The sequence below is a fragment of the Streptomyces sp. NPDC013457 genome (genome assembly GCF_043089925.1).
Lineage (GTDB): Bacteria > Actinomycetota > Actinomycetes > Streptomycetales > Streptomycetaceae > Streptomyces.
In genome coordinates, this window is record NZ_JBICBL010000030.1 from 1,993 (window position 1) to 4,762 (window position 2,770).

1 rRNA gene (cut by a window edge) is annotated in these 2,770 nt (G+C 56.4%); it reads left to right on the plus strand.

From position 1 onward, the window contains the following. Positions 1 to 2,768, plus strand: a 23S ribosomal RNA gene (locus ACF1G2_RS35975) (it extends 138 nt beyond the left edge of the window). Positions 2,769 to 2,770 lie beyond the last annotated feature (2 nt).

The following is a 2,770-nucleotide window of genomic DNA, read 5'->3' on the forward strand; positions in this document are numbered from 1 at the left end:
AGGACGAGTCAGAAACCGTTGATGTAGGCGAAGGACATGCGAAAGGTCCGGCGTAGAGGGTAAGACCCCCGTAGCTGAAACATTGACGGCTCGTTTGAGAGACACCCAAGTAGCACGGGGCCCGAGAAATCCCGTGTGAATCTGGCGGGACCACCCGCTAAGCCTAAATATTCCCTGGTGACCGATAGCGGATAGTACCGTGAGGGAATGGTGAAAAGTACCGCGGGAGCGGAGTGAAATAGTACCTGAAACCGTGTGCCTACAAGCCGTGGGAGCGTCGGATACAGCTTGCTGTATCTCGTGACTGCGTGCCTTTTGAAGAATGAGCCTGCGAGTTTGCGGTGTGTTGCGAGGTTAACCCGTGTGGGGAAGCCGTAGCGAAAGCGAGTCCGAATAGGGCGATTTAGTAGCACGCTCAAGACCCGAAGCGGAGTGATCTAGCCATGGGCAGGTTGAAGCGGAGGTAAGACTTCGTGGAGGACCGAACCCACCAGGGTTGAAAACCTGGGGGATGACCTGTGGTTAGGGGTGAAAGGCCAATCAAACTCCGTGATAGCTGGTTCTCCCCGAAATGCATTTAGGTGCAGCGTCGTGTGTTTCTTACCGGAGGTAGAGCACTGGATAGGCGATGGGCCCTACCGGGTTACTGACCTTAGCCAAACTCCGAATGCCGGTAAGTGAGAGCGCGGCAGTGAGACTGTGGGGGATAAGCTCCATGGTCGAGAGGGAAACAGCCCAGAGCATCGACTAAGGCCCCTAAGCGTACGCTAAGTGGGAAAGGATGTGGAGTCGCAGAGACAACCAGGAGGTTGGCTTAGAAGCAGCCACCCTTGAAAGAGTGCGTAATAGCTCACTGGTCAAGTGATTCCGCGCCGACAATGTAGCGGGGCTCAAGCGTACCGCCGAAGTCGTGTCATTGCAGCAATAGGGCCAACGCCCGCTGTGATGGGTAGGGGAGCGTCGTGTGCCGGGTGAAGCAGCCGCGGAAGCGAGTTGTGGACGGTTCACGAGTGAGAATGCAGGCATGAGTAGCGATACACACGTGAGAAACGTGTGCGCCGATTGACTAAGGGTTCCTGGGTCAAGCTGATCTGCCCAGGGTAAGTCGGGACCTAAGGCGAGGCCGACAGGCGTAGTCGATGGACAACCGGTTGATATTCCGGTACCCGCTTTGAAACGCCCAATATCGAGCCCATTAATGCTAAGCCCGTGAAGCCGTTCCGGACCCTTCGGGGAAAGGAAAGTGGTGGAGCCGGCGAACCAAGGTGGTAGTAGGTAAGCGATGGGGTGACGCAGGAAGGTAGTCCAGCCCGGGCGGTGGTTGTCCCGGGGTAAGGGTGTAGGCCGTGTGATAGGCAAATCCGTCACACATTAAGGCTGAGACCTGATGCCGAGCCGATTGTGGTGAAGTGGATGATCCTATGCTGTCGAGAAAAGCCTCTAGCGAGTTTCATGGCGGCCCGTACCCTAAACCGACTCAGGTGGTCAGGTAGAGAATACCGAGGCGTTCGGGTGAACTATGGTTAAGGAACTCGGCAAAATGCCCCCGTAACTTCGGGAGAAGGGGGGCCATCACTGGTGATCGGATTTACTCCGTGAGCTGGGGGTGGCCGCAGAGACCAGCGAGAAGCGACTGTTTACTAAAAACACAGGTCCGTGCGAAGCCGTAAGGCGATGTATACGGACTGACGCCTGCCCGGTGCTGGAACGTTAAGGGGACCGGTTAGTGACCTTTCGGGGTTGCGAAGCTGAGAACTTAAGCGCCAGTAAACGGCGGTGGTAACTATAACCATCCTAAGGTAGCGAAATTCCTTGTCGGGTAAGTTCCGACCTGCACGAATGGCGTAACGACTTCTCGACTGTCTCAACCATAGGCCCGGTGAAATTGCACTACGAGTAAAGATGCTCGTTTCGCGCAGCAGGACGGAAAGACCCCGGGACCTTTACTACAGTTTGATATTGGTGTTCGGTTCGGCTTGTGTAGGATAGGTGGGAGACTTTGAAGCCGTGACGCCAGTCATGGTGGAGTCGCCGTTGAAATACCACTCTGGTCGTGCTGGATGTCTAACCTCGGTCCGTGATCCGGATCAGGGACAGTGTCTGATGGGTAGTTTAACTGGGGCGGTTGCCTCCCAAAGGGTAACGGAGGCGCCCAAAGGTTCCCTCAGCCTGGTTGGCAATCAGGTGTTGAGTGTAAGTGCACAAGGGAGCTTGACTGTGAGACCGACGGGTCGAGCAGGGACGAAAGTCGGGACTAGTGATCCGGCGGTGGCTTGTGGAAGCGCCGTCGCTCAACGGATAAAAGGTACCCCGGGGATAACAGGCTGATCTTCCCCAAGAGTCCATATCGACGGGATGGTTTGGCACCTCGATGTCGGCTCGTCGCATCCTGGGGCTGGAGTCGGTCCCAAGGGTTGGGCTGTTCGCCCATTAAAGCGGTACGCGAGCTGGGTTTAGAACGTCGTGAGACAGTTCGGTCCCTATCCGCTGCGCGCGTAGGAATATTGAGAAGGGCTGTCCCTAGTACGAGAGGACCGGGACGGACGAACCTCTGGTGTGCCAGTTGTCCTGCCAAGGGCATGGCTGGTTGGCTACGTTCGGGAGGGATAACCGCTGAAAGCATCTAAGCGGGAAGCCTGCTTCGAGATGAGTATTCCCACCTCCTTGAGAGGGTAAGGCTCCCAGTAGACGACTGGGTTGATAGGCCGGATGTGGAAGCCCAGTAATGGGTGGAGCTGACCGGTACTAATAGGCCGAGGGCTTGTCCTCA